This window comes from Vitreoscilla filiformis (assembly GCF_002222655.1).
Lineage (GTDB): Bacteria > Pseudomonadota > Gammaproteobacteria > Burkholderiales > Burkholderiaceae_C > Ideonella > Ideonella filiformis.
Genome location: NZ_CP022423.1, coordinates 2121948 through 2142216, shown reverse-complemented (window position 1 = coordinate 2142216; position 20269 = coordinate 2121948). Strand labels below are relative to the sequence as shown.

19 protein-coding genes are annotated in these 20269 nt (G+C 60.4%); 17 read left to right on the top strand and 2 right to left on the bottom strand.

Annotated features, from left to right (window positions below; genetic code table 11):
- The first annotated feature begins 32 nt into the window (after positions 1-32).
- The 17 genes from VITFI_RS10255 (at position 33) to VITFI_RS10180 (ending at position 17512) form a co-directional block, all read left to right on the top strand.
- The gene (locus VITFI_RS10255) at positions 33-1307 is read left to right on the top strand and encodes an ABC transporter substrate-binding protein (protein WP_089416875.1); all 1275 of its coding nucleotides are present in this window, start codon (positions 33-35) and stop codon (positions 1305-1307) included.
- A gap of 80 nt (positions 1308-1387) precedes the next feature.
- Positions 1388-2269 (top strand): carbohydrate ABC transporter permease, encoded by an 882-nt coding sequence (locus VITFI_RS10250; RefSeq protein ID WP_089416874.1) that lies wholly within the window; start codon positions 1388-1390, stop codon positions 2267-2269.
- Positions 2263-3111 (top strand): carbohydrate ABC transporter permease, encoded by an 849-nt coding sequence (locus tag VITFI_RS10245; RefSeq protein WP_089416873.1) that lies wholly within the window; start codon positions 2263-2265, stop codon positions 3109-3111. Before VITFI_RS10250 ends, VITFI_RS10245 begins: the two co-directional genes overlap by 7 nt.
- Before the next feature lie 14 nt (positions 3112-3125).
- On the top strand, positions 3126-4208 hold the full coding sequence (locus tag VITFI_RS10240) for an ABC transporter ATP-binding protein (RefSeq protein WP_089416872.1): 1083 nt from the start codon (positions 3126-3128) through the stop codon (positions 4206-4208).
- 108 nt (positions 4209-4316) lie between these two features.
- Positions 4317-5465 carry a response regulator gene (locus tag VITFI_RS10235; protein WP_089416871.1) on the top strand — a complete coding sequence of 383 codons (1149 nt, stop codon included), beginning with the start codon at positions 4317-4319 and terminating at the stop codon, positions 5463-5465.
- Positions 5466-5470: 5 nt separating this feature from the next.
- Complete coding sequence (locus VITFI_RS10230) at positions 5471-9487, top strand: PAS domain-containing hybrid sensor histidine kinase/response regulator (protein WP_089416870.1); 4017 nt, start codon at positions 5471-5473, stop codon at positions 9485-9487.
- Between the two features lie 9 nt (positions 9488-9496).
- A complete protein-coding gene (map, locus tag VITFI_RS10225) occupies positions 9497-10300 on the top strand; it encodes a type I methionyl aminopeptidase (protein WP_089416869.1) in 804 nt (267 codons plus the stop codon).
- A 10-nt stretch (positions 10301-10310) separates the two neighbouring features.
- The gene (locus tag VITFI_RS10220) at positions 10311-12953 is read left to right on the top strand and encodes a [protein-PII] uridylyltransferase (protein ID WP_232476571.1); all 2643 of its coding nucleotides are present in this window, start codon (positions 10311-10313) and stop codon (positions 12951-12953) included.
- A gap of 20 nt (positions 12954-12973) precedes the next feature.
- A complete protein-coding gene (locus VITFI_RS18680; RefSeq protein ID WP_269768714.1) occupies positions 12974-13105 on the top strand; it encodes a hypothetical protein in 132 nt (43 codons plus the stop codon).
- Complete coding sequence (locus tag VITFI_RS10215; RefSeq protein WP_198301415.1) at positions 13105-13278, top strand: hypothetical protein; 174 nt, start codon at positions 13105-13107, stop codon at positions 13276-13278. The genes VITFI_RS18680 and VITFI_RS10215 overlap by 1 nt, the downstream gene beginning before the upstream one ends.
- A complete protein-coding gene (locus VITFI_RS10210; protein ID WP_089416867.1) occupies positions 13279-13497 on the top strand; it encodes a DUF2788 domain-containing protein in 219 nt (72 codons plus the stop codon).
- Positions 13498-13508: 11 nt separating this feature from the next.
- Entirely contained in the window at positions 13509-13853 is a 345-nt protein-coding gene (locus VITFI_RS10205; RefSeq protein WP_157725639.1) for a hypothetical protein, read from the top strand.
- Positions 13850-14134 carry a hypothetical protein gene (locus VITFI_RS10200; RefSeq protein ID WP_089416865.1) on the top strand — a complete coding sequence of 95 codons (285 nt, stop codon included), beginning with the start codon at positions 13850-13852 and terminating at the stop codon, positions 14132-14134. The genes VITFI_RS10205 and VITFI_RS10200 overlap by 4 nt, the downstream gene beginning before the upstream one ends.
- Positions 14135-14237: 103 nt before the next feature.
- Positions 14238-14657: a hypothetical protein gene (locus VITFI_RS10195; protein ID WP_089416864.1), complete on the top strand. Its 420-nt coding sequence runs from the start codon at positions 14238-14240 to the stop codon at positions 14655-14657.
- Between the two features lie 552 nt (positions 14658-15209).
- Positions 15210-15464, top strand: a complete 255-nt coding sequence (locus VITFI_RS10190; RefSeq protein WP_198301414.1) for a type II toxin-antitoxin system Phd/YefM family antitoxin — start codon at positions 15210-15212, stop codon at positions 15462-15464.
- A complete protein-coding gene (locus tag VITFI_RS10185; protein ID WP_089416863.1) occupies positions 15451-15804 on the top strand; it encodes a type II toxin-antitoxin system RelE family toxin in 354 nt (117 codons plus the stop codon). Before VITFI_RS10190 ends, VITFI_RS10185 begins: the two co-directional genes overlap by 14 nt.
- A 766-nt stretch (positions 15805-16570) precedes the next feature.
- Positions 16571-17512 (top strand): ParA family protein, encoded by a 942-nt coding sequence (locus VITFI_RS10180; protein ID WP_089416862.1) that lies wholly within the window; start codon positions 16571-16573, stop codon positions 17510-17512.
- 711 nt (positions 17513-18223) lie between these two features.
- Here the strand turns inward: VITFI_RS10180 and phbB are convergent.
- Positions 18224-18961, bottom strand: coding sequence for an acetoacetyl-CoA reductase (phbB, locus tag VITFI_RS10170; protein ID WP_089416860.1), 738 nt, complete (start codon positions 18959-18961; stop codon positions 18224-18226).
- 127 nt (positions 18962-19088) lie between these two features.
- A complete protein-coding gene (locus tag VITFI_RS10165; protein WP_089416859.1) occupies positions 19089-20267 on the bottom strand; it encodes an acetyl-CoA C-acetyltransferase in 1179 nt (392 codons plus the stop codon).
- Between the last annotated feature and the right edge of the window lie 2 nt (positions 20268-20269).

The window sequence follows — 20269 nt, the reverse complement described above, 5'->3', positions numbered from 1 at the left end:
ACACCGTTCGTTCCCAACGAGGAGTCAACCGCATGAACACGACCGCACAACCACTGCGCCGCCACCTGCTCGCCTTGAGCGTGGCCGTCATCGCTGGCACGGGTTTCGCCACATCGGCCTGGGCCGGCGAAGTCGAAGTGCTGCACTGGTGGACGAGCGGCGGCGAGGCCAAAGCCGCCTCGGCGCTGAAAGCCACGCTGCAAGCCAAGGGCCACACGTGGAAAGATTTCGCAGTGGCGGGCGGCGGCGGTGATTCGGCGATGACGGTGCTGAAGTCGCGGGTGGTGTCGGGCAACGCGCCGGCGGCGGCACAGATCAAAGGCCCCTCGCTGCAAGAATGGGCGCGTGAGGGCGTGCTGGCCAACATGGACGACGTCGCCAAAGCCGAGAAGTGGGACGAACTGTTGCCCAAAGTCGTCAGCGATGGGATGAAGTACCAAGGCCACTACATCGCCGCGCCGGTGAACGTCCACCGCGTCAACTGGCTGTGGGCCAACCCGGAGGCGTTCAAGAAAGCCGGCGCCAAGGTGCCCACCAACTGGGATGAGTTCTTCGTCGCCGCCGAAGCGTTGAAAAAGGCCGGCATCATCCCCGTGGCCCACGGCGGGCAGAACTGGCAAGACTTCACCACGTTTGAATCCGTCGCCTTGGGGGTTGGCGGGGTGGACTTCTACAAGAAAGCCCTGGTGCAGCTCGATCCGGCCACGCTCAAGAGTGACACCATGGTCAAAGTGCTGACCACCTTCAAGCGCGTCAAAGGCTACACCGACAAAAACGCCCCTGGCCGCGACTGGAACCTGGCCACCGCCATGGTGATCAAGGGCGAAGCCGGCATGCAGCTCATGGGCGACTGGGCCAAGGGTGAGTTCATCGCCGCAGGCAAGGTTCCGGGCAAGGACTTCGTCTGCGCCGCCGCGCCGGGCACGGCCAAAGCGTTCACCTTCAACGTCGATTCCTTCGCGCTGTTCAAGCTCAAGAACGACGCCAACGTCAAAGCGCAAAAGGACTTGGCTTCGGCGATCCTGTCCCCGGCGTTCCAAGAGCTGTTCAACCTGAACAAGGGCTCGATCCCGGTGCGCTTGGGCATGGACATGGGCAAGTTTGACGACTGCGCCAAACTCAGCTCAACCGACTTCGTGGCCACCGCCAAATCTGGCGGCCTGGTGCCCTCGATTGCCCACGGCATGGCCGTGCCGTCCGCTGCCGAAGGGGCGATCAAGGACGCCATCAGCGCCTTCTGGAACAGCGACAAGATGACGGTACCCGACGCCGTCGCCAAGCTCGTCGCTGCTGCGCGCACCAAGTAACGCCACGCCCTTGTGGCCTCGCCGGGCGGCCCCATTGGCCGCCCGATGTGTTTCTTCGCTGGTTGCAAAGGCCCGCTCCCATGTCCGCACCGTCTGCGCTGCGCACGCCCTGGCTGCCCAAGCTGGTGGTGGCGCCTTCGTTTGTGTTGTCCTTCCTCTTCATCTATGGACTGATGGCGTGGAACGGCTACCTCTCTGTTTCTGCCTCACGTTTGCTGCCGAACTACGAGTTCGTCGGCCTGGCACAGTACGTCACCCTGTTTGAAAACGAACGTTGGTGGGTGGCGCTGCAAAACATGGCCATTTTTGGCGCCCTGTTCATCGGCGGCGGCATGGCCGTGGGCCTGCTGCTGGCCATCTTGCTGGATCAAAAAGTCCGTGCTGAAGGGGTGCTGCGCACCATCTACCTCTATCCGATGGCGCTGTCCTTCATCGTCACCGGCACGGCCTGGAAGTGGATCTTGAACCCCGGCCTCGGGCTGGAGCACCTGATGCAGCAGTGGGGCTTCAGCGACTTCACCTTCGGCTGGCTGGTCGATCCGGACATGGCGATTTACTGCGTCGTCATCGCCGGCATCTGGCAATCGGCGGGGTTTGTGATGGCGCTCTTCCTCGCAGGCTTGCGTGGCATCGACGAATCCATCATCAAAGCCGCTCAGGTCGATGGCGCGAGCTTGCCGCGCATCTACTGGCGCATTCTCATCCCGACGCTGCGCCCGGTGTTTTTCTCCACGCTGATGGTCGTCTCCCATCTGGCCATCAAGAGTTTTGATCTGGTGATGGCGCTGACCGCTGGCGGCCCCGGCTACGCCACCGACCTGCCCGCCACCTTCATGTACACGATGGCGTTCTCACGCGGCCAAATCGGTTTGGGCGCCGCCAGCGCCACCATCATGCTGGCGACGGTGGCCGCCATCGTCGTGCCTTACCTCTACTCTGAACTGCGGGTGAAGAAATGCTGAACGCGGGTCGCATCGCGCTCTTTGTGGCGCTGGGGCTGTTCGCCCTGTTTTTCCTCACACCGCTCTACGTCATGTTGAGCACCTCGCTCAAGACGATGGACGAAATCCGCGAAGGCACCCTGCTCTCGCTGCCCATGAGCCCGAGCTTTGAAGCCTGGGCCAAGGCTTGGAGCAGCGCCTGCACCGGCACGGACTGCGGCGGCTTGAAGCCCTTTTTCATGAACTCGGTGTTGATGGTGGTGCCAGCGGTGGCGGTGTCCACCCTCATCGGCTCGCTCAACGGCTACGTGCTGTCCAAGTGGAAGTTCAAAGGCTCGGAGTTCATGTTCGCGCTGCTGCTCTTTGGCGTCTTCATGCCGATGCAAGTGGTGCTGCTGCCCATGAGTCAGGTGCTGGGCTGGGTGGGCATTGCCTCCTCGGTGTGGGGGCTGATCTTGGTGCATGTGATCGCCGGCATCCCCAGCACCACGCTGTTCTTCCGCAACTACTACGTGGGTTTGCCCGATGAGCTGATCAAGGCCGCGATGCTCGATGGCGCCAACTTCTGGCAGATCTTCTGGCGCATCGTGCTGCCGCTTTCGACGCCGATTTTGGTCGTCACCCTGATCTGGCAATTCACCAACATCTGGAACGACTTCCTTTACGGCGTGGTGTTTTCGGGCGCAGACAGCAAGCCCATCACCGTCGGGCTGAACAACCTGGCCAACACCAGCAGCTCGGTCAAGGAATACAACGTGGACATGGCCGCCGCGATGATCGCCGCGCTGCCCACGCTGTTTGTGTACGTCGTCGCAGGCAAGTATTTTGTGCGTGGGCTGACCGCCGGCGCCGTCAAAGGTTAAGCAGGAGCACCAGCATGGGCGCACTCTCGATTCAAAACGTTCGCAAGACCTACGGCCAGGTCGAAATTCTCAAAGGCATTGACATCGACATCGAAGCCGGCGAGTTCCTCATCCTCGTCGGGCCTTCGGGTTGCGGCAAATCCACCCTGCTCTCCATGATCGCGGGGTTGGACGTGCCCACCACCGGCCACATCCTCATCGGTGATCGTGACATCACCCACTTGCCCAGCAAGGACCGCGACATCGCCATGGTGTTCCAGAGCTACGCGCTCTACCCGAACATGAACGTGGCGCAAAACATCGCTTTCGGTCTGGAAATGCGCAAAGTGCCCAAGGCCCAGCGCGACGAGGCGGTGGAGCGCGTGGCCAAGATGCTGCAAATCGGCCACTTGCTGGATCGCAAGCCGGGGCAGCTTTCCGGCGGCCAGCGCCAGCGCGTCGCCATGGGCCGCGCCCTGGCGCGTGACCCCAAGCTGTTCCTGTTCGATGAACCGCTGTCCAACCTGGACGCCAAGCTGCGCGTGGAAATGCGCGCCGAAATCAAGCTGCTGCACCAGCGCACGAAAACCACCACGGTGTACGTCACCCACGATCAGGTGGAAGCCATGACGCTGGGCGACCGCATCGCCGTGATGAAGGATGGTGTGGTGCAGCAATTCGGCACACCCGATGACATCTACGCCCGCCCCGCCACCCAGTTCGTGGCCGAGTTCATCGGCTCGCCGGCGATGAATTTGATTCCGGCACAGCGCAGCGGCAGCGCGCCGGGCCTGAGCGCCCATGGCATCGAGCTGGCGTTGAACGCGGCCCAATGCGCCGCCCTCCAAGGCCAAGGGCCAACGGTGAGCTACGGCGTGCGCCCCGAAGACCTGCGGCTGGTGGACGCCCACGCCAGCGAAAACCACCTGCCCGGCTGCATCACCATGCTGGAGCCGACCGGGCCGGAAACCTACGTCATGCTCGACACCCCCGTCGGCGCGTTGACGGCACGGGTGCCGGGCAAGGTCAGCTTGAGCGTCGGGGCCTCGGTCGGCGTGGTGTGGGACACCTCGATGGTGCATCTGTTCGACGGCGCCAGCCAGCAGCGCATCGGCTGAACACGGGGGTTGAACAGGGATTGCAGTGGGGCTTCCGGAAGCCCGGGATGGGCGGAGACAGTCAAGCGTGCTAGCGTGTGCGGCACCCTTGAATTCTCGAGTTGTGCCATGCCGCTCACCCCTGCTGCTCGCCCCACCATCTTGGTGGTGGATGACACCCCAGAGAACCTCGTCCTGTTAGGTGAACTGCTGCGCCCGCACTACCATGTGCGGGTGGCGAACTCCGGTGAGCGTGCCCTCCGGGCGGTGCAAACCCCCCCTTATCCGGATCTCATTTTGTTGGACGTGATGATGCCGGGCATGGATGGCTATGCCGTCATGACGCAACTGCACGCCCATGCACAGACGCAGGACATCCCCGTCATCTTCGTCACCGCCCTGGACGCCCAAGACGACGAAGAACATGGCCTGAAACTGGGCGCGGTGGACTATGTCACCAAACCCATCCGCCCGGCCATTTTGCTGGCACGCATCAGCACCCATCTGGCGCTCAAGCAAGCACGCGACGTCTTGCAAGACCGCAATGGGGCGCTGGAACGTGAGGTCACTCGGCGGGTGGCGGAAAACGAGTTGGTCAAGGAAGCCAGCCTGCACGCCCTGGCCTTGCTGGCCGAAGCACGCGACAACGAAACCGGCAACCACCTGCACCGCACCCAGCGTTATGTGGAAACCTTGGCCCATCACCTGGCCACCCAACCGCGTGATGCCGCCGAGCTGACGCCCAACCGCATCCGCATGATCGGCCACGCCGCACCGCTGCACGACATCGGCAAAGTCGGCATCCCCGATCACATCTTGCTCAAACCCGGCAAGCTCACCGCCGAGGAATACGAGCAAATGAAACTGCATCCGTGCATCGGCGCCGATGCCATCGAGCATGCCATGGCCCGCGCCGCTCAAGAGCATGCGTTCGCCGATGTGACCGAAGCACGCGAATCGGCACTGGCCTTTTTAGAGATCGCCCGCCAGATCTCCCGCCATCACCATGAACGCTGGGACGGCACGGGCTACCCCGACCGGCTCCACGGCGAAAACATCCCCCTGCCCGCACGCCTCATGGCCCTGGCCGACGTGTTCGATGCGCTGAGTTGCCGCCGTGTTTACAAACCGGCATTCCCTGCCGAAGAAGTTGATCGCATCATCTTGGAAGGTCGTGGCACCCACTTTGACCCCCTCATCATCGACGCCTATTTGGCGCTGCGCGAGGAGTTCCGGGCCATCGCACTGCGCTACGCCGACGCCCCACCCACACACTGACCACCATGACCTTGCGCCAGCGCCCTTTGCTCGGGATGTTGTTCACACCCGTGGCCTTGATGGCTGTATGGATGGGGCTGAGCGCCTTGGGCGGGGTGTGGTGGCTGGGACTCACCGACCGTCAGCTGCACGCACAGCATGTGATCCATATGGACACCCAAGTGGTGTTGGCACGCACGCTGCACGAAGTGCTGGAGCTGGAGCAAACCGCGCAAACTCAGGCCCCCCATGCCCGCGACCCTGAGTACCGCGAGGCACTCAGTGAGCGGTTGCTTTCGCAGGCCGCCCAGGTCGAGAGCCGGCTTGCCACCGTGCTGGCGCAACCGTGGTACGACTCCGATTTGCAACAACGCAGCGCCGCGTTGCAGCAGGACTTTCAACGCCACCGCCAAGCCGTTCGGCAACTGACCCAGGTCATGAGTGAACCCAGCCAGTCACCTGAGCGCTTGGTGGAACCCCTGCGGGTGCTGTCGGATCACTTTTTCACGTTGAACCGGCACGCCCAAGATTGGGCCATCGCCTTGGCTCGACAAGAACAACAGCACCAAGATCAGGCACATGTCCAGCTTGCCCAGCGCATGAAGTGGCTGGTGGTCATCGGGGCTTTGTTCAGCGTCATCTGGTTGGGCGTCTGGTATGGCTTGGCAAGGCGCCTATCGGCCCATGCCAACACCCTGGTGCATGCCATGATCAACCTGGCCCACAACGGCACAGCCCCCCCGGAAAGTGTCACCCTTCTGGCTCAGGACACCCGCCACCCCTTGGCCGAACTGGCCCGCGCCATGTGCGCCCTGCACGTAGCAGCCCAGACCCACCAAGCCACGCAGCAAGCGTTGGAGAAGGCCCATTATTTGACCCAGGCCATCGTGCGCAACAACCCCGACCCGATCTGGATCAAAGACAAGGATGGCCGTTACATCACCTGCAATCCGCGCTTTGAAGGGTTCACTGGCCGTGCGTTGCCGGACATGGTCGGGCTGACCGACTACGAAATTTTCACCCACGAGCAGGCCGACTTTTTCCGCTTCCACGATCGCCGCGCCATCGACAACGGAGGGCGCCCTTGCAGCAACGAAGAATGGCTGCAATTCACCGACGGCCATCGGGAATTGCTGCACGTCATCAAAACCGCGCTCTACGATGCCCAAGGCGGGCTGATCGGCGTCATGGGCGTGGGGCGGGACATCACACAACTGCGCACGGCTGAAAAATCCGCCCGGGAACGCGAAGAAACACTGCGGGCCATTCTGAGCCAAGCCAGTGATGGCATCGTGCTGGCCGAGTGGCCCCAAGGACGTTTGGTGCAATTCAACGATGCCGCCTGCCAGCTTCTGGGCCGTCCTCGCGAACAAATGGCCAGCCTGAGTTTGAACGATGTGCCCGGGCTGTGGCCCGCCCATCCAGGCCCGGTTCTTCAGGAAACTGGGGAAGAACATCGCCGCATCCAGCGCCTGGATGGCTCTTGGGTGGATGTGCTGTCCACCATGCGCCCGCTGCGCCTGCACGACACCGATTACGTCGTCGCCTTCTGGCGCGACGAAACCGAAACCCGCCGCACCGCCCTGGCACTGGAGCGCCGAGAACGCATCTTCCGCACCATCGTCAACCAAAGCCCGCTGGCCGTGATGCTGCTCGATGCCCACTCCCTGGCCTTCGAGGAACTCAACGACGCCACCTGCCACGACTTGGGCTATTCGCGTGACGAGCTGCTGCACATGAGCGTCTACGACATCCAGAGCAGTTGGGGCCGCGAACAGGTGCAAAACATTGCTTTGCGTGCGCAGACCATCGGTTTCATGGAGTTCGAAAACCGGCACCGGCGCAAGGATGGCACGGAACGCGATTTCTGGATCACCGCCCGGGCGCTGCTGCTGGATGAACGCAGTTACCTCTCGGTGGTGTGGATGGACATCACGGAGCGCAAGGCATCCGAGCGTGAACTGCTGCGCTATCAAACTCATTTGCGCGATCTGGTCGCCGAGCGCACCGCCGCCCTGGCCGCCGCCAAAGACGAAGCCGAAGCCGCCAACCGCGCCAAGACGACGTTCATCGCCAACATGAGCCACGAGATCCGCACGCCGATGAACGCGATCATCGGCATGGCCCACCTCTTGGCCGACGCAGAGTTGCCCCCGCGCCAGCGTGACCACCTGGGCAAACTCCAGGGCGCCGCCCAGCATCTGCTGAGCATCCTCAACGATTTGCTGGACTTCTCCAAGATCGAAGCGGGGCGCATCCGCATCGAATCCCAAACATTCGAACTGCACCAACTGGTGGCTCAATGCTGCGAGAAACTCCACGCTCGCCTGCGCGACAAGGGCCTGTGGCTGCGGCAAAACCTTCCACCCGCCCCCACCTGGCTGCGTGGCGACGGCGCCAAAATCAGCCAAATTTTGCTCAATTACCTGAGCAACGCCACCAAATTTACCGATCGAGGCGGCATCACGATCCAATGTCGCTTCTTGCCGATTGAGCCCGCCGAATGGCCGGGACACACCGGTCTGCGGCTGGAAGTCCACGACACTGGAATGGGCCTCAAGGCCCTGGATCTGTCGCGCCTGTTCCTGCCATTCGAGCAGGCCGATGGCTCCATCACACGCCGCTATGGTGGCACGGGGCTCGGGTTGGCGCTGGCCAAGCGCCTGGCGGACGTGATGAAGGGCCAAGTTGGCGCACAAGATCTGCCCGACGGCGGCGCCCTGTTCTGGCTCGAAGTGCCGCTGACATGGGCCTCAGCCCCGGCAGGCACCCCCGCCATGCTGGCGCCCGCCTCGCCGGACGACGAGGATCCGCTGCGCACTTTGACGCGCCAATTGACCCCCCACGCAGGCCAGCGCGTGCTGCTGGTGGAAGACGACCCCATCAGCCGGGAAGTCACAGCCGAGTGGTTGCACATGGCGGGCTTGCACGTCGAGCTGGCGGAGGATGGCCAGCAAGGTGTGGAGATGGCCACCAGCCACCCACCCGATCTCATCTTGATGGACATGCAAATGCCACGTCTGGGCGGGTTGGAAGCCACCCGCGCCCTGCGCGCCCTGCTGCCTGAGGTGTCGCTGCCCATTCTGGCCATGACGGCCAATGCGTTCGGCGAAGACCGTCAAGCATGCCTGGACGCCGGCATGAACGATCACTTGGCCAAGCCTGTCGAGCCCCAGCAACTGTGCAGTGCGCTGCTGCGTTGGCTCCCCTCGGTGGCCGAATCCCAGGCGGCACCGTCCTCCACTCCACCTCTTGACACTGCTTCCATGCCTGCTTCTCCGCCGCCACTTCTGCCACCGCCCCCCGCAGCCACCCCCAGCAACGCTTTGACTGTGCTGGAAGCTGCCGGTATCGACACCCAGGATGGCTTGCACCGCTTCGCCCAGCGCACGGCCAGTTACCTCCGCGTGCTGGATCACTTCGCCCAGCATCACGCCACCGATGCGCAACTGCTCGCCCGCCAAATCGAACGGGCCGAATACGCCAATGCTCGCCAAGTGGCGCACGCCCTGCAAGGTGCAGCGGGCAATCTGGGCATGCGTGCTGTGCAACAACCGGCCCAGACGCTGGAGCGCACGTTGATTGCATGCCTGAACGCCGATGGCGCCGACACCGTCCTCCGCCTGTCCGAACCCTTGGGCCGACTGACGCAAGCGTTACAAACCGCCTGCCACGCCATCGAGCAACTGCGCCCCCCGGTGGCGCAACCGGTTTCGACAGCGTCGCCGCCACCGCAGCCAACGGCGCCCGCTCCGATGCAAACGCCCCCTCCGCCCCCGGTGGCACCGCCATCCCTGACGTGGTTGCAAGGCCAACTCGACACCCTGCGCGCTTGGCTGGAAGCCGACTCTCTGGACGCCGCAACGCTGTGGAACCAGCTTTTGCCCGCGATCCAAGCCTGGCGCACCTCCCACGCCGCCGATGTTTCCGCAGAAGCTGTGGACGCCATCACACGGCACATCAGTCGTTTCGATCATGAACTGGCGTTGCACGCTTTGGCCGATCTCCACGCCCAAATCACAGCCAGTGACCGGGTGGGATAATTCACACCCATGACGATCACCCTCAAAAGTTCGGCCAATATCGAGGCCATGCGTGTGGCCGGGCGGCTGACTTCCGAAGTGCTGGACATGCTGGCCGAGCATGTCAAACCCGGCATCACCACCGACGAACTGGATCGACTGGCACACGATCACATCGTGCATCAGCAAAAAGCGATCCCCGCCCCGCTCAACTACGCCCCCAGCGGCTACAAACCTTATCCGAAGTCGATTTGCGCTTCGGTCAACCACCAAGTCTGCCACGGCATCCCGAACGATCGCCCCCTCAAGGACGGGGACATTGTCAACTTGGATGTCACCGTCATCAAAGACGGTTGGCACGGGGACTCTAGCCGCATGTTCATCGTCGGCAAGGGTTCCATCGCGGCCAAGCGGCTGTGCCAAGTCACCTACGAAGCCATGTGGAAGGGCATCATGAAGGTGCGGCCCGGGGCGCGCCTGGGCGACATTGGCCATGTTATTCAGACGTTTGCGGAATCAGCAGGTTACTCGGTGGTGCGGGAGTTTTGTGGCCATGGCATCGGCCAGAAGTTCCACGAAGATCCCCAGGTGCTGCACTATGGCCGCCCCGGTACCGGCGAGCTGTTGGTGCCCGGCATGGTGTTCACCATCGAGCCGATGATCAACGCCGGGCGGCGCGACATCAAAGAATCGAACGATGGGTGGGCCATCGTCACCAAGGATCGTTCGCTGTCGGCCCAATGGGAACACACCATCGTCGTCACCGAAACGGGCTATGAGGTGCTGACGGTGTCCGCTGGCACACCGCCGCCGCCGGACTTCGTTCATGCCTGAGTGCGCGGCGATGAGCGACCCCCTCGACCTTCTCATTCCCGCGCCGGCCCCGTCCTCCCAGGTGGTGTCCATCGCCGAGCTGAGGGCCCGTTTCCGCGAGGGCAAGCAGCGCTTGCTCGATCATTTCGCCGAAGCTCGCCCCACCACCACCAGTGCCGCCCGGTTGATGCGCGGTTTGGCACGGCACGTCGATGCCATCTTGGCGCAGCTCTGGCACCAGTTCAACCTGCCGGTAGGCGCCGCCCTGGTGGCCGTTGGGGGCTACGGACGGGGCGAGCTGTACCCCTATTCGGACGTCGATGTGCTGCTGCTGCTGCCCGGCGACGAAGTGGATCGCACCGTCACCCAATCGGCCATCTCGGATTTCATCACTGCCTGTTGGGACATCGGCCTGGAAATCGGCTCCTCGGTGCGAACCGTCGAAGAATGCGTGACCGAAGCACGCAACGACGTGACGGTGCAAACCGCTTTGCTGGAGTCTCGCCTGCTGTGTGGCGCACGCAAGCTCTACAACCAGTTTCGCCAAGCGCGCAACGAGGCCATGGACGCCAGCGCTTTTCTTCAAGCCAAAACCTTGGAGATGCGCCAGCGCCACATCAAATACGAAGACACGCCTTACTCACTCGAACCCAACTGCAAAGAAAGCCCCGGTGGCCTGCGTGATTTGCAAGTGGTGATGTGGGTGGCCCGTGCAGCCCGCCAAGGGCGCACATGGGGGGAGCTGTGCAGCAAAGGGCTGATCACCCCCTTTGAAGTCAAGCAGTTGCAAAAGCATGAAGGCACGCTGCGCCTGATTCGCTGCCGTTTGCACTTGGTGGCCCGGCGCCGCGAAGATCGGCTGGTGTTCGATTTGCAAACCGCCGTCGCGGAGAGTTTTGGCTACCAAGCCAGCCGCACCGAACGGGCCTCCGAAGTGCTGATGCACCGCTACTACTGGGCGGCCAAGGCGGTGACGCAGCTCAATCAGATTTTGATGCTCAACTTGGAAGAGCGCATCAACGGTTCGGAAAGCGCGCCCATGCGCCCGATCAATGAGCGTTTCTTTGACCGGGGCGGCATGATCGAGGTCAGCCGCGATGACCTGTACCAGACGACGCCGCACGCCATCCTCGAAACCTTCCTCGTCTACCAGCAGACGCCCGGCACCAAAGGGCTTTCGGCCCGCACCTTGCGGGCGCTGTACAACGCCCGCAAGGTGATGGACGCGGGGTTTCGCCGCGACCCCGTCAACCGGCAGTTGTTCATGCGCATCCTGCAACAGCACGATGGTCAAACGCACGCCTTCCGGTTGATGAACCAAACCTCGGTGCTTGGGCGCTACTTGTGGGTGTTCCGGGGCATCGTTGGGCGCATGCAGCACGACTTGTTCCACGTTTACACCGTGGATCAGCACATCTTGATGGTGCTGCGCAACGTGCGCCGGTTTTTCATCCCCGAGCACGCGCACGAATATCCGTTCTGTTCGCAACTGGCCTCGCAGTGGGACAAACCCTGGCTGCTCTACATCGCCGCGCTGTTCCACGATGTGGCCAAGGGGCGCGGCGGCGACCACTCCCTGCTGGGTGCCGAGGAAGTGCGCCGCTTCGCCCGCGACCACGGCCTGAACCGTGAAGACGCCACCCTGGTGGAGTTTGTGGTGCGCCACCATCTGACCATGAGCCGGGTGGCGCAGAAGGAAGACCTCTCCGATCCTGAAGTGATCGCCCATTTCGCACGAGAAATGGGCCACGCACGCCACCTGACCGCCTTGTACTTGCTGACAGTGGCGGACATCCGTGGCACCAGCCCCAAGGTCTGGAATGCGTGGAAGGGCAAGCTGCTTGAAGACTTGTTCCGCCTGACGCTGCGCGCCCTCGGGGGGGCCGTGCCCAGCGCAGACGCCGAAATCGAAGCCCGTAAAGCCGAGGCCCGGCAAATTCTGGCGCTGCACAGTGCCCTGCCCGGCACCGAGGAACCTTTGTGGAAGACGCTGGCCGTCAGCTACTTTGCTCGCCACGATGCCACCGAGATTGCTTGGCACGCCCGTGCGCTGTGGCGCCACCTGAACACCACGGTGCCCGTGGTGCGGGCGCGCCCGTCGCCGCTGGGAGAGGGCCTGCAAGTGCTGGTGTTCGCCCCTGATCGGCCAGATGTGTTCACGCGCATCTGCGGCTACTTCGACAGCGCTGGGTTTTCGATTCAAGACGCCAAAATCCACACCACCCGCGCCCACTTCGCGCTGGACACGTTCCAGGTGGTGAACCCCGCCGCGACCGACGATCCCAGCGCTTGTGCCTACCGCGACATGATCTCGCTCGTTGAAACTCAAGCGGCACAAGCGCTGTCCAGCACGGGGCCGCTGCCGGCGCCGAGCCGGGGGCGGGTGTCGCGGCGTGTGCGGTCGTTCCCGGTCAAGCCTCGGGTGTCGCTGCGGCCCGATGAGAAAGCGCAACGCTGGCTGCTGTCGATCAGCGCCAGTGATCGCTCCGGGCTGCTGTACGCCATCGCACGCATTTTGGCGGCCCATCACATCGACGTGCAGTTGGCCAAAATCTCCACCTTGGGAGAACGTGTCGAAGACATGTTCCTGATCAGTGGCCCGGCCCTGCAACAATCCCGCACGCAGTTGCAAGTCGAAACCGAGCTGCTGGACGTGCTCATGTCCCCCACTTGAAACAGCCAGGATTGCGCATCATGTCCCACCGCTTGACCGAACATGCCCTCCAGGAATCACGCCTTTTCGGCATGCGCCGGCTGGTGGTGTTCGGCGGTTTCTTCCCACTGGCCGGAACCGGTTGGGTGCTGGCACCAGTTGGCACGTGGTGATGGAACATCCTGTGCCGATGGCCTTGTGGGCCGTTTTGATCATGGGCCTGACGTTATTGGGAATGGCCCTCATGCTGCTTGGATTGGTGTTGACCGTGCCTTGGATCGCACATGCCAGTTGGCATGCTTACCAAGACACCGTCGCCGCCAGCGGGCCGGCGGAGCGAAACTGAATGAATGGAATCACAGAAGAACAAGTCGCTTGGTTTGGCATGACGGTCGGTGTCACCGCCTTCATGCTGTACATGGTATTCATCATCATCCAGTTGGCCAGAGAATCGAAGGCCGGGAAATTTGGGACGTTTGTTCTGTTCCTGGGGCTGGGGGTGGGGCTGCTGGGTTTTGCGGCCAAGGGCATCATCAAGATGTTCATGTCCGGCATTGTGGAATGATGGGTTTAGCCATGGAAAAAGAAATTATTTATCCACGCCTGCGGATGGGCCTCCAAACGGGCCTGCTGGGTTTGGTTTTAAGCGTTGCACCGCTGAGCCACGCCCAAGAAAGCCCACTCCCCGACGACGGCGCCAAAGCCCCTCCATCCGCCCCCACAGAAAACAGCCTCACGGCCCGCTTGACGGCCAGTTGTTTGGCGGGCGCCACCGTTGGCACGTTTGTTTTCCCGGGTGTGGGCAGTGCCGCAGGGTGTGTCATCGGCAGTGGATTGGCTTTGATTTTCCGCCCTTCGACCCCCACCGACCCTGCACTCAAATCTTCACCTGAACCCACCACGACCCCCACCCCATCATGAAAATCTGGGAGCGCTACGCGGAATATGCCATCATCGGTGGACTTTTTTGGGCAGGCATGCTGCTCATCGTCTTTTTCAGCCTTTCTTCGATGGGCTCCCAGCATTTCATTGCAGATGCTTTAAAGTCTTTTGAAAGTCTCAAGTCTTCGCTGAGTGGCGCCCAGTTCGAGTTCTTGACCGATTTATCCTCGAACTCGGTTTCCGCCATCGGGGTGATCATTATTTTTTCAACGGGGCTGCTGATCGATGCCATCAGCCCTTCTATTTTTTTCCCCCGTTGAAATTTATATTTTTAAGCAGTACATCACCCGAAACAATTACCAAACCGTTTATCAATTCATTGTTAAAAGCTCGTCCCAGCAGACCCAAGCGCATTTAGCCTCCTTGGCACAAGGCTCGATTTTTTCGACCCGTTATCAGCAATGGGTGACCACCAAGTATTACTACACCTCGATCATGGCCAAAATCACCGCCTTCTGTCTCGAACGGGCCGAATCCGGTCTGCTCGAAGAACTCAAGGATCGGTTGAATTTGTGGCGAACCGGGCGGGCGCTGGGTGGCGCCGTTGGCCTGATTGGCTTGGTGATGACCCTGTCTTTGATCGAAGGAACCTTGGGGGTTCAGGGTAGCAGCATGGGTCTGCTGGTGGTTGCCAACGGCGTTTTGTGGCTGCTCTCGTTCTTGCTGGTGATCGGGCAGTACAGCCGGATGCTGCATGCCCTGTTCTCTGCCGTTGAGGTTTTGCATCTGCCCGCTGAACTCTCACCAGAGCGCCCCGCAGACCTTCAGCGCGACGTCGCTTGAGCGAGTAAACGCGAAGTTATGCTATTCAATTTCTACAAACGATCGTTAAAAAACCATTTAATACACCAGGTAAGAACGTGAACTGTCGATGCACAAGCGCCGCGTCTACCCTAGACGCTGCACCATCAAAATTCGCCATTTCGTGCCGGCTCGTTTCGCGTCCTAGGCTTCCTTTGTGTGGTTTCTATTCATCGCCTCGCACCTCTTGTCTACGGGGCTTCCTCCAGACCCCGCCTCGCAGCGACGCCCTTGCCCTCGACTCGTGGTTGTCTTGCTCGCTCTTCGCGTCCAGGCCGGTACTCCCACAGGGGAATTCCACCCCATAAGCTCACGCCCATGCTGGGCGCACACGGGCCGGTCAAACTGACGTCACGCAAACCCGGCGCTTCGCTGTGGGTTTGCGTGCCGCAGTTTACCTTTACGTTATGCCATTTAATTCTTCGTTCACCGGAAATTATCAAATAATTCAGGTGCTTTAAATTCATTGCATACACAACATGGATTGACAAGCTCTAAATTTAGAGCTATATTTGACACCAATTTAGGAGTTAAATGATGCAACTAATCCTAGCAGACGTAGCGGTCAGCATGTCTGAGTTCAAAAAGAACCCGGCAGCAATTCTGCGAGAAGCCAATAACCGACCGGTAGCAGTTTTAAATCACAATAAAGCTGCTTTTTACATGATTAAACCAGAGCTTTTCGAGGCAATCATGGAAGAAATTTCCGATCAAGATTTATATAAAAAAGTACTAGCGCGACTTGCAGATAAATCGAGCGCTATAGAGGTTAATCTTGACGACCTCTAAAAAGCACACATATAAACTTTTCTTTTTACCACAAGCACTAACGGAGTGGAAAGCGCTTGATGGTTCAGTTAAAGAAAACATAAAAAAACTACTCGCAAAAAGGCTCGATAATCCACACACTCCCGTTGGCGAGTTACACGGAGAGTTGAAAGGTTGCTACAAGATAAAGCTCAACAAACAAGGAGTTCGACTTGTTTATGCAGTTGAAGACGATAAATTGATCGTCATGGTAATGTCGGTAGACAAACGAGAAGATAGTATCGTTTACAAATCTGCCGTGACACGAATGACTGAAAAAGCCGCAACACTTGCAAAAATCACGAAAGATGAGTCATCATAAAATATGGCATAACCGGGGAGCTGGGAGCTAAAGAGGGATCACCCTGCTGGATATCGAATTTCCCTAGTGGCGCCGCGCTTGATTCGCCCGATCGGGCATCACCACCAAGCAACGAGCTTTCACGAGTCTCTCCTTTCATGTGTTCGGCCCTTCATGCCCTTCACCCTTGTGGGGCTACGGTTCACTACTATGGCCTCTGCTGACTTCTGCACCATCACGTCAGATGTCTCCACCCGCCACGCTGTGAGCACGTTGTGAGCCGCTGCCTTTTTCTTCGACAAGCAAGGGGCAGCCCTCGCAGCACTTGGACGTTGGTGACCCGGTGTCATCCCATCCGGGAATTTGCTCACTCCTTGCCCACCGCCCGTGGTGCAGATCTCCCCAGGTGAGAACGTGAACTGTCGGTGCACAAACGCCACATCTACCCTAGACGCTGTACCATCAGACTTCGCCATCCAGTGCCGGCTCGTCTGGCGTCCTAGGCCTCCTCTATGTGGTTTCTGTTCGTCGCCTCGCAGCGACGCCCTTGCCCTCGACTCGTGGTTGTCCTGCTCGCTCTTCGCGCCCAGGCCGGTACTCCCACAGGGGACTTCCACCCCATAAGCTCACGCCCATGCTGGGCGCACACGGGCCGTTGCACCTGATGTCACCCAAAGTTCGCGCCTCCGGCGCGCACTTTTGGCGCCGCAAGTAAACTTTACGTTAGGCCACATATTCCGCCATAATCCGTCCGTCTAAGGTCTAAACTCCAAATCAAGGAGAGGCAATGCCCATCGTAGTCAGCATGATCAATTGGAAGGGTGGCGTCGGAAAGACTTCCCTGACGCTTCACCTCGCAGCTGGGCTAACGTCGAGGCATTCAAAACGAGTCTTGCTCATCGATCTTGATGCTCAATGCAATCTGTCTTTCCTTGCAGTAGGTCTGTCCGCTTACGTAGATCACACATACAAGAATTCAGGCGCTACGCTCAAGACCGTGTTCGACGCCTACTTTGATCGCGCGCACATCAACGCAAAAGACGTAATCCTAGAGAAGCAGGTTCGGGCCCGAGCTGGAAAGAAATTCACGCAGGTTGGCATCGTTCTTTCGCACCAAGAACTCACTCTCCTTGACATGAAGCTCGCGCGAGAGAAGCGGTCAGGAAAGGACCACCGCGAAGAGACTCGGTTCGAGATCGAAAAACTCTCTGTGATCAGGAATATCATTGATGCAGTCGCCGACGACTACGACTACGTGCTACTTGACTGTCCACCGAATGTGAATCTAGTGACTCAGAACGCATTCTTCGCAAGCGATTACTATGTCGTGCCAGCCATCCCAGACTTCTTGTCCACAGTTGGTATCTCTCAGATTACCAAGTACATGAATCAGTTTAACAATGATTACCGTTCCATGTGGGCTTACGCGGGGTTGCCCGGCGTGTACACAGATACAAAGTTTGGCGGAATCATTTTCAACATGGTTGATGAGTATGGCGGGGGTCCCAAGGACGGTCATAAACAAATCATGACGTCAACCGCTGGCCAACTTGGCGCGACCGCACTCTTCCAAAACTACATCACTGATGGCGACGGAATGTCAGCCGCAGCGCAAGTCAACCTCCCAGTATTTGCGTTCAGCGATTTGCCCAGAGCGCAAGGCAATGCTGAGAAGCAGGCGACATACATGGGAAAAGTGGCTGATGAATTCTTCACGCGGATCGTCTAGGTCACAAAATGAAGACTCATGAATTTGCTCGGCACCTAGAACTCTTGGCCAAGTTGCTACGACAACTACCGAACACCGAACTTGACTCAACTCGATCACAGCTGCGGGGACTCATTCCAGGACTCGACGAGGGGAAAGATCAGTCACCTCGGACACGGCGCGAACTCCCGACGGACGTTGAGTCGCGCCTCTCTTCCATGTCACCTGCAGAAATCGAAACGTTTCTGCTATCTGACGAAGAAGCCTTTACTGTTGCCAATTTGTCTGAACTAGCCGATCGACTTAGATTGACTTACTCGAAGCGTCAGAGCAAGAGCGCGCTAGTTAACATGATCACGCGGCATTACGAGGCCTCCAAAATGCACGAAATCATGCGCGGCACCAAGCCGAATGAGGCCTAATCGGGTAGCCGGGGGTCTTTAGCTCCCAGCTCCCACACCACCCACCGTGCGGGTCCGCAGTGGACGGTTCGCACTACCACAGGGGCTAAAGAGGGGTTGTCCTGCTCGCTCTTCGCGCCCAGGCCGGTACTCCCACAGGGGACTTCCACCCTATAAGCTCACGCCCATGCTGGGCGCACACAGGGCAATCAACCCGACGTCCCCAAAAGCCGCCGGTTATTTTTACGGTAGCCTCCACGAAAAACGGGCACCCCAACTGGGGTGCCCGTTTCAATCATCGCAGCATGATGGGGCACGCAGCCCCATCCGATCAGCCCATGTGCAGGCCGCCGTTGCAGCTGAAATCAGCGCCGGTGGTGAAGCCCGAGTCCGGGCCAGCCAGCCAAGCGACGATGGAGCCAATTTCTTCCGGGGTGCCCAGACGCTTCACCGGGATGGTGGCAACGATCTTTTCCAGCACTTCCGGCTTGATGGCACGCACCATATCCGTGCCGATGTAGCCCGGGCTCACGGTGTTGACCGTCACGCCCTTGTTGGCCATTTCTTGGGCCAGGGCCATGGTGAAACCGTGCATGCCCGCCTTGGCAGCCGAATAGTTGGTTTGGCCCGCTTGGCCCTTCTCACCGTTGACCGACGAGATTTGGATGATGCGGCCAAAGCCCTTTTCCACCATGCCCGGCACCACTTGCTTGGTGACGTTGAACATGGAGGTCAGGTTGGTGGAGATCACCGCATCCCAATCTTCCTTGGTCATCTTCAGGAACATGCGATCCTTGGTGATGCCCGCGTTGTTCACCAGCACGTCGATGCTGCCATGCTCGGCGATGGCCTTGTTGAAGGCTTCAACGGTCGAGTCCCAATCAGCCACGTTGCCGACCGAGGCGTGGAAGGTGTAGCCCTCAGCGGCTTGTTCGTCCAGCCACTTTTGGAAGTCACGGGTCGGGCCGCAGCCGGCGATGACTTTGAACCCTTCTTTGTGCAGACGGCGGCAGATCGCGGTACCGATGCCACCCATACCGCCGGTCACATACGCCACTTTTTGTGTCATGAAATTGCTCCTCTAACTTCCACTGATGAAAAATTGGGCGGAGCCATGATCGGCCCCGGCACCGCAGGCAACGCCCGGGGCTTTCCCCGTTATGTTGCCTGCACGCAACACTGCGTCGGCTGAAAAATCAGCGTTCGATCGTCAATGCAACGCCCATGCCACCGCCAATGCACAGCGAGGCAATGCCCTTCTTGGCGTCACGGCGCTGCATTTCGTGCAGCAGCGTCACCAGGATGCGGCAGCCCGACGCACCAATCGGGTGACCGATGGCGATGGCACCACCGTTGACGTTCACCTTGCTCAGATCCCAGCCCATTTCTTTGTGAACGGCGCAGGCCTGAGCGGCAAAGGCTTCGTTGATTTCCAGCAAGTCCAGATCGGCCGGGCTCCAGCCAGCGCGGGCCAGGGCCTTGCGAGCCGCCGGCACCGGGCCCATGCCCATGATGGCCGGATCCAGACCAGCGCTGGCGTAGCTGGCGATGCGGCCCAGCACCGGCAGGCCCAGTGCAGCGGCCTTGGCGGCGCTCATCAGCATCACGGCAGCGGCGCCGTCGTTGATGCCCGAGGCGTTGCCAGCGGTGACGCTGCCCGCCTTGTCAAAGGCCGGGCGCAGGCCAGCCAGGGCGGCGGCGTTGGTCTTGCGGTTCAGGAACTCGTCGGTGTTGAACACCAGCGGATCGCCCTTTTTCTGCGGGATCACCACATCGGCGATTTCGTCCTTGAACTTGCCGGCGTCTTGAGCGGCAGCGGCTTTTTGCTGCGAGGCCAGCGCCAGCTCGTCTTGCATGTCACGGGTGATGCCGTACTGCTTGGCGACGTTCTCGGCGGTGATGCCCATGTGGTAATGGTTGTAGGCATCCCACAGGCCATCGTTGATCATGGTGTCGACCATTTTCCAGTCGCCCATGCGCTGACCATCACGCGAGCCGGGCACGACGTGCGGGCTCAGACTCATGTTTTCTTGGCCGCCCGCGATGATGATGTCGGAGTCGCCGTCACGGATGGCTTGGGCGCCCAGCATCACAGCCTTCAGGCCCGAACCGCAAACCTTGTTGATGGTCATGGCCGGCACGCCTTGCGGCAGGCCCGAGCGGATCACGGCTTGACGGGCCGGGTTCTGGCCCACGCCAGCGGTCAGCACTTGGCCCAGGATCACTTCGCCGATTTGCTCGCCTGCCACGCCGGTGCGTTGCAGCAGCGACTTGATGACGGTCGCGCCCAGCTCCGCAGCCGGGGTTTTGGCCAGCGTGCCGCCAAACTTGCCCACGGCGGTCCGCGCGGCGGCCACGATGACGATATCGGTCATGT